This is a genomic window from Steroidobacter sp., from assembly GCF_036406195.1.
Classification (GTDB): Bacteria; Pseudomonadota; Gammaproteobacteria; order Steroidobacterales; family Steroidobacteraceae; genus Steroidobacter.
On the sequence record NZ_DASWVW010000056.1, the window covers coordinates 125,395 to 132,994 of the forward strand.

6 protein-coding genes are annotated in these 7,600 nt (G+C 63.9%); all 6 read left to right on the forward strand.

Annotated features, from left to right (window positions below; genetic code table 11):
• The first annotated feature begins 4 nt into the window (after nucleotides 1-4).
• The 6 genes from VGE08_RS22190 (at nucleotide 5) to VGE08_RS22215 (ending at nucleotide 7,390) form a co-directional block, all read left to right on the forward strand.
• Nucleotides 5-2,107: a chemotaxis protein CheA gene (locus VGE08_RS22190; RefSeq protein WP_331070115.1), complete on the forward strand. Its 2,103-nt coding sequence runs from the start codon at nucleotides 5-7 to the stop codon at nucleotides 2,105-2,107.
• A 108-nt stretch (nucleotides 2,108-2,215) separates the two neighbouring features.
• Entirely contained in the window at nucleotides 2,216-3,964 is a 1,749-nt protein-coding gene (locus VGE08_RS22195; RefSeq protein WP_331070116.1) for a methyl-accepting chemotaxis protein, read from the forward strand.
• Nucleotides 3,965-4,118: 154 nt separating this feature from the next.
• Complete coding sequence (locus VGE08_RS22200) at nucleotides 4,119-4,625, forward strand: chemotaxis protein CheW (protein WP_331070117.1); 507 nt, start codon at nucleotides 4,119-4,121, stop codon at nucleotides 4,623-4,625.
• Nucleotides 4,626-4,725: 100 nt separating this feature from the next.
• A complete protein-coding gene (locus VGE08_RS22205; protein WP_331070118.1) occupies nucleotides 4,726-5,610 on the forward strand; it encodes a protein-glutamate O-methyltransferase CheR in 885 nt (294 codons plus the stop codon).
• Complete coding sequence (cheD, locus tag VGE08_RS22210) at nucleotides 5,603-6,232, forward strand: chemoreceptor glutamine deamidase CheD (RefSeq protein WP_331070119.1); 630 nt, start codon at nucleotides 5,603-5,605, stop codon at nucleotides 6,230-6,232. The genes VGE08_RS22205 and cheD overlap by 8 nt, the downstream gene beginning before the upstream one ends.
• 48 nt (nucleotides 6,233-6,280) lie before the next feature.
• Nucleotides 6,281-7,390 (forward strand): chemotaxis response regulator protein-glutamate methylesterase, encoded by a 1,110-nt coding sequence (locus VGE08_RS22215; protein WP_331070120.1) that lies wholly within the window; start codon nucleotides 6,281-6,283, stop codon nucleotides 7,388-7,390.
• Nucleotides 7,391-7,600 lie beyond the last annotated feature (210 nt).

The window sequence follows — 7,600 nt, forward strand, 5'->3', positions numbered from 1 at the left end:
TAAAGTGGCCATCGATCTCGCCCAATTCCACGATGCCTTTTTTGAAGAGAGCTTCGAAGCGCTCGACTCGATGGAGGCGGCGCTGCTCAAGCTCAACCTCGGTGCCCCCGAGCCCGAGCTGATCGGCACCATCTTCCGCGTGGCGCACTCGATCAAGGGGGGCAGCGCGACCTTCGGTTTCTCCGAGGTGGCCTCGTTCACCCACACTTGCGAAACCCTGCTCGATGAGCTGCGCGCCAATCGCATGCAGGTGACTCGCCACGTCACCGATCTGCTGCTGAAGTCAGTGGACGTGATGCGCGACATGCTGCGCTCGGTGCAGCGCAAAGAGCCGATCGATGCGCAGAAAGTTGCCGACCTGCAGTTCGACCTCGAGCTGGCGATCGTGCAGAAGAATCAGCCGGCCGCGGTTGCGCCTGCTGCCGAAGCCGCTCCGGCTGCAGTTGCCCCCGTTGCCGAGTCGAGCGAGGCACCGCTCGCCGCGCATCGCTGGCGCATTGCGTTCCGTCCGTATCCGCAGCTGTTCGTGCACGGCAATGACCCGTTGCGCATGCTGCGCGAGTTGGGCGAGCTGGGTCAGCTCACTGTCAAGCTCGATAGCAATGCGTTGCCGTCGCTCGAGGACCTCGATCCGGAATCCTGCTATCTCGCCTGGGATCTCACGCTCGACACCGACGTACCGCGCGACGTTGTCAATCAGGTGTTCGATTGGGCCGAGGGCGACTGCGAGCTGGAAATTACCGAAGAGGAAGTTCCTGCCGTCGCCAAGGTCGAAGCGGTCGCACCGGAGGCTGCTGCGGCGGACGCGAAGCCTTCGAACGTCGTGAACATTGCCGACGCCAAGCCTGCCGAAGCAGTCAAGGCGCCCGAACCGCCGCACGCCGCGCCGGCCGCCGCGGCCGAAACGCCCAAAGCGGGCCAGATGCACGACGGCGGCTCGATCCGCGTCAGCACCGAGAAGATCGACGAGCTGATGAACACCGTCGGCGAGCTGGTCATCACCCAGTCCATGCTCACGCAGCTGGGCAGCAAGTTCACCGGCCATGCCGCCGAGCAGTTGCGCTCGGGTCTGGCGACGCTGGAAAGAAACGTTCGCGAGCTGCAGGAAAGCGTCATGCGCGTGCGCATGTTGCCCATCAGCTTCGTGTTCAGCCGCTTCCCGCGCATGGTGCGCGATCTGAGCCAGCGGCTTGGCAAGCAGGTCGATCTGAAGATGACCGGCGACCAGACCGAGCTGGACAAGACGGTCATGGAAAAGATCGGCGATCCGCTGGTGCACCTGGTGCGCAACAGCGTCGACCACGGCATCGAAATGCCCGACGTGCGCACCGCCGCCGGCAAGACGCCGAACGGCACCGTGTATCTCGAGGCCTATCACAAGGGTGGCAGCATCACCGTCGAAGTCGGCGACGACGGCGGCGGGCTGAACAAGGACCGCATCCTCGAGAAGGCGCGCGAGCGCAATCTGGTCGGCCCGAACGACCAGTTGAGCGACGAGCAGATCTACGAGCTGATCTTCATGGCCGGCTTCTCCACGGCCGAGCAGACCACCGATATTTCCGGCCGCGGTGTCGGCATGGACGTGGTGCGCCGGAACATCAAGGAGCTGGGCGGCACCATCGAAGTTCGCTCCACGCCGGGCGAGGGCTCGCGTTTCATCATCACGTTGCCGCTGACCCTGGCCATCGTCGACGGCCAGTCGGTGGCGGTCGGCACCGAGACCTACATCGTGCCGCTGATCACCATCATCGAGTCGTTGCAGTTGAAGCCGAACATGGTCAACCGCGTCGCCGGCCAGGGCGAGGTGTTCTGGTTCCGCGACGGCTATGTGCCGGTGGTGCGCGTGCATGAAGTGTTCGGCATCGAGCCGCGCACTACCCAGCTGCACGAGGGCTTGATCATGGTCGTGGAAGGCGAGGGCCGCAAAGTGGGCCTGTTCGTCGACGATCTGCTCGGCCAGCAGCAAGTGGTCATCAAGTCGTTGGAAACGAATTTCCGTCGGGTCGACGGCGTGTCGGGCGCGACCATCCTGGGAGATGGCGCCGTGGCGCTGATTCTCGACGTGCCGGGATTGATCCGGGTCGCCACGCAGCAGCTGGCTGCTTGACTTGCGGCGTAAAGCGCCTGAACCGGATCGATGACAGGCGCGCGTGAGGATTTGGGTTTTGTTTCAGAAAAAGTTTGGGCTCAAAAAGCGGAGCTAAGGATCGTCGTCATGAATACGTGGAATATTTCAGTGAAGGCCAAGCTGTTCGCCACATTGGCGCTGGCGGGGATCGTACTGATCCTGGTCGGTGTCATCGGCCTCAGCGGCACCAAGTCCTCCAACGCCGATCTGGATGCGATTTTCTCCAATCGCTTCATGCCCACGGGCTGGGTCGGCACCATCGAGACGCACGAGCGCGCGGTGCTCGAGAAAGCCGAGGAAGTGGTCATCCGCCAGGATGCTGCCGCGGTGAAGGGCGCGATGGATCTGCTCCAGGAGCGTGAAAGCGAAGTCAAAGACCTGCTGCGCAAGCTCGAAGCCACCGAGCTCACCGACAAGGAACGCGAGATCGTCGAGCAGTTCCGCCGTCATGGCAGCGAAGTCCTGAGCCACGTGCAGGAAGCGCTGCTGGCGGCCCAGTCCGGCAGTTTCGGCTCCGCCGAAAGCGCGCTGATCGAGAAGGCGCGGCCCGCGTATGTGAGTCTCACCAACGCCGGCGACAGCCTGCTCAAGACCCAGATCGACGTGGCGCAGCAGATGCGCACCGAGGCGGACCGCTCTTTCAAGAAGGCCAGCGCCTTCATCATCGGCGCCATCGTGGTCGGCATCGGCCTGTCGGCGGTGCTGGGTCTGCTGATCATTCGTTCCATCGTCAGCACGCTGAACGCGGCGGTGAACATCGCCGATCGCATCGCCAGCGGCGAGCTGGGCAACGACGTGCGCGTCGAGAGCCGCGATGAGCTGGGCCGGTTGCTCGAAGCGCTCAAGCGCATGGACGGCAAGCTGGTCGAAATCGTCGGTGGCGTGCGCGGCAGCGCGGACGCGGTCGGCGCGGCGGCTCGCCAGCTGTCGCATGGCAATGACGATCTGTCTCAGCGCACGCAGGAACAGGCTGCTGCCCTGGAAGAAACGGCTTCCAGCATGGAACAGATGACCGCGACGGTGAAACAGAACGCGGACAACGCGCGCCAGGCGAATCAGCTGGCCGTGGGTGCTCGCGAGCAGGCGGAGCGCGGCGGTGCCGTGGTCCAGCGCGCGATCGCGGCGGTGGGCGAGATCAACAACTCCAGCCGCAAGATCGCCGACATCATCAGCGTGATCGACGAGATCGCCTTCCAGACCAACCTGCTGGCGTTGAACGCCGCTGTGGAAGCGGCCCGTGCCGGCGAACAAGGTCGTGGCTTCGCGGTGGTGGCCACCGAAGTGCGCAACCTCGCCCAGCGCAGCGCCAGCGCCGCGAAAGAGATCAAGGACCTCATCAACGACTCCGTCGAGAAGGTCAAGGTCGGTTCGGAGCTGGTGGACGAGTCGGGCCAGACGCTCTCGGAGATCATGGAAAGCGTCAAGAAGGTCACCGACATCGTCGCCGAGATCGCGGCTGCGTCCGAGGAACAGTCGGCCGGCATCGAGCAGGTCAACAACGCCGTCAGCCAGATGGACAACGTCACGCAGCAGAACGCCGCGTTGGTGGAAGAAGCTTCTGCTGCCAGCAAGTCCATGGAACAGCAGTCGGGCACGCTGGTCGCGCAGATAGGTTACTTCCGTCGCGCCGATGGCAGCGGCATCACTGGTTCGAGTTCGCCCGTGCACTCTGAAGTCGTGCGCATGAGCTCGGCTGCGGTCGCCCCGGTCGCCAAGCCGCGTCCCGCCGTCCGCAAGGCCGGGCTGGGCGCGACCAAGCCGAAGGCTGTGGCCCACAGTGCGCCGGCGCCCCTAGCTCGCGCCAGCGGTGACGACAGCCAGTGGAGCGACTTTTAACCGGTAACGGGCCAGCCGCGACCGGCGCACACACGATGCAGCGAATGTCTTACTCAGTGTGTGCTGGAAAAGGCCGATAAACCTGAATAGCGCTGCCCTTGACGCCGGCCCGTCGCCGGCGTCGTACCCGGCAGCCGAGTAGGAGACTTGTTTCATGACCAATGAAGTTGCCGCGCAGATCGATGCTGCCGCTGCGGGTTCCAACCAGGTGCTGACCTTCACCCTGGGCGATGAAACCTACGGCGTGGACATTCTGCGAGTCCAGGAGATCCGCGGCTGGTCCCCGGTGACGCGGATCCCGCAAGCACCGAACCACGTGCTGGGCGTCCTGAACCTGCGCGGCTCGATCGTGCCGATCGTGGATCTGCGCATGCGCTTCAATCTGCAGCATGCGGAGTACACCCCGCTCACCGTCATCATCGTGCTGTCGGTGCAGTCGGCGGTGGGCCGCCGCGATTTCGGCGTGGTCGTCGACGGCGTCTCGGACGTGATCGACGTGTCCGCCAGCGACGTGAAGCCGGCGCCGGAGTTCGGCGAGCACGTCAGCACCGAGTTCATCGAAGGTCTGGCTGCCGTGTCGGGCCGCATGGTGATGCTGCTCGACATCGATCAATTGATCGGCGCGGACGTCACGGGAGTGGCGCTGCCGCCCGCAGCCTGAAGCAGCGGTTGGCGGTTAGTGGTTGGTGGTCAGTCAGAGGTGAATGATGCCGCCAAGCCTCTTGCCCAACCGCTAACCGCCAACCGCGAACCGCTATCCCATGCCGACGCCAGCCTCAGTTTCCGCCTCGATCTCCGAAACCGCGCACTATGGACCTCAGCTCGGTGACGCCGAGTTCGACTTCATTCGTCACGTGGTGGGTGAGAACGCCGGCATCGTGCTGGGGCCCAACAAGCGTCAGCTGGTGCAAGGTCGCCTCGCGCGACGCCTGCGCGAGCTCGGGCTGCCGAGCTACGAGGCCTATTGCGAATATCTGCGCGACGCAGGTCCCGAAGAGCTGGTGGGGCTGATCAACGCCATCACCACCAACGTCACTTCGTTCTTTCGCGAGAATCATCACTTCGAGGCATTGTCCTCGTACATGCTGCCCGAGGCGATGAAGCGCAATGCCGCCTCGCGGCGCCTGCGCATCTGGTCGGCCGGTTGCTCGACGGGCGAGGAGCCCTACTGTATCGCCATCGCCGCCGCCGAAGTGCTGCCGTCATCGCCGCGCTACGACTTCAAGATCCTGGCGACCGACATCGACAGTGACGTGATCGCCGCCGCGTCCTCGGGCATCTATCCGCTGGATCGCATGGCGAGCGTGTCGCAGGAGCGCTTGAAGAAGTTCTTCCAGAAAGGCGCGGGCGAGCATGCCGGCTGCGCGGTTGCCAAGCAGACGCTCAAATCCCTGATTACGTTCCGCACGCTCAATCTGTTGCATGCGTGGCCGATGAAGGGGCCGTTCGATGTGATCTTCTGCCGCAACGTGATGATCTATTTCGACCAACCGACGCGCGAGAAGCTGGTGAACCGCTTCAGCGAGATGCTCGCGCCGGGCGGTTATCTGTGTATCGGCCACTCGGAATCCATTCATGCAGGCACCGCGCCCTTCAAGCTGGTCGGCAAGACCATCTACCGCCGCAACGGAGGCGGGCATGGTTAAGCCACCGCTGACCAGGGCGTTGCCCGGCTTCGAAAACATCCGGCGCTACACCAACCCGCACGGCCAGGTGATCGCCAAGCTGTTGCCCGGCGACTTCTACGTCACGACTCACGATGAAGTGCTGGATACGGTGCTCGGCTCGTGTGTTTCGGCCTGCATTCGCAATCCCCGGCTCGGCATCGGCGGCATGAATCATTTCATGCTGCCGCGCCCCAGCGGCAACGGGCACGATGCATGGGAGACCGGCGCCGCCGGCCGCGCCACCCGCTATGGCAGCGCCTCCATGGAGCAATTGATCAACCGCATTCTGAAGGCCGGCGGCACCCGCGCCGACCTGGAAGTGAAGATTTTCGGCGGTGGCCGCGTGTTGAAGACGCTGACCGATGTCGGCGACCACAATGTGACTTTCGTGCGCGAGTTCCTCAAGCAGGAAGGCTTGCGCGTGACTTCCGAGGACGTGGGCGATACCTGCCCGCGGCACGTGCAGTATTTCCCGTTGACGGGTCGCGTACGTGTACGCCACCTGACTTCGAGCCACACCAGGGACGTCGCTTCGCACGAGCAGCAATACCTCAAGGGACTGGAGAAGACGCCGGTGGCTGGCGAGATCGACCTGTTCTAGACGTGGCCGGTGACCAATGGCTGGTGACCGGTCGAGGCGGCGGATGTCATGCCAATAAAACTACTGATCGTCGACGACTCGGCCCTGGTGCGCAAGCTGCTGAGCGAAATGCTCAGCAAGGATCGCGACATCGAGATCGTCGGTACCGCCACTGATCCGTACGCGGCGCGCGAGCGCATCAAGCAGCTCAATCCGGACGTGATCACGCTGGACGTGGAAATGCCACGCATGGACGGCATTACCTTCCTCGAGAACCTGATGCGCCTGCGCCCCATGCCCGTGGTCATGGTGTCGTCGCTGACGCAGAAGGGTGCCGATGTCACTTTGCGGGCGCTCGAGCTCGGCGCGATCGATTTCGTCACCAAGCCCAAGGTCGACGTTGCCGGCAGCCTCGCCAGCTACGCCGAAGAGCTGATCGCCAAGGTGAAGATGGCCGCGGGCGCTCGCATCAACGCGCGCCCCGTTCGCAAGTCGCCAGTGGTCGCCGCATTGAACACTGAAGCGCGCCACAGCGCCGATGCGGTGCTGCCGGCATCGACTACCAAGCGCGTGCTGCGTACCACCGATCGCATCATTGCCATCGGTGCATCAACCGGTGGCACGGAGGCGATTCGTGAAGTGCTCGAGGCGTTGCCGCCGGATGCGCCGGCAGTGGTGATCTCGCAGCACATTCCGGCGGCTTTCAGCAAAGCTTTTGCCGAACGCATGAATCGTTGCTCGGCGATGGCGGTGTGCGAAGCGAGCGATGGCCAGTACATCCTTCCCGGTCACGTGTACATCGCCCCCGGCGATCAACACTTGCTGGTGGAGCGTGACGGTGCCCGCTACCGTTGCCGCTTGAGCAACGGTCCGCACGTGAATCGTCATCGTCCCAGCGTGGATGTGATGTTCCGTTCGGTGGCCCAGAACGTCGGGCCCAACGCGGTAGGCGTGATTCTCACCGGCATGGGCGACGATGGCGCCCGTGGTTTGAAGGAAATGCTGGCTGCTGGCGCACCCACGATCGCGCAGGATGAAGCAACCAGCGTGGTGTGGGGCATGCCGGGGACCGCGGTCAGGCTCGGCGCCGCGCAGCACGTGTTGCCTTTGCATCGGGTGGCCAACGAGGTCCTGCTGCTGACCGCCGATCATCCGGACGGCAAGCTGGCTCACGGCTGAAGTGGCGGCTTGCGCCGGAATAAGGCAAATCCTGTACAGCCATGTTCAGAAATGCCAACGGCGCCGCAGATCGTGAGACCCACGTCGCAGTAGAGTGTGTGCAGGTTTCTCTCGACCGTGATAACGACCCATGAGCACCGCCCACAATGCTTTCCAGGCTGCCCAGCAGGCTCGACAGACCGAGATGACCGCCGGCGGCCATGACGCATC

Excerpts from the sequence above, each read along its gene's own strand:
- VGE08_RS22195 (WP_331070116.1), top strand. The coding sequence starts at position 2,216 with ATGAATACGTGGAATATTTCAGTGAAGGCCAAGCTGTTCGCCACATTG.
- VGE08_RS22200 (WP_331070117.1), top strand. The coding sequence starts at position 4,119 with ATGACCAATGAAGTTGCCGCGCAGATCGATGCTGCCGCTGCGGGTTCC.
- cheD (WP_331070119.1), top strand. The coding sequence starts at position 5,603 with ATGGTTAAGCCACCGCTGACCAGGGCGTTGCCCGGCTTCGAAAACATC.
- VGE08_RS22215 (WP_331070120.1), top strand. The coding sequence starts at position 6,281 with ATGCCAATAAAACTACTGATCGTCGACGACTCGGCCCTGGTGCGCAAG.
- VGE08_RS22205 (WP_331070118.1), top strand. The coding sequence starts at position 4,726 with ATGCCGACGCCAGCCTCAGTTTCCGCCTCGATCTCCGAAACCGCGCAC.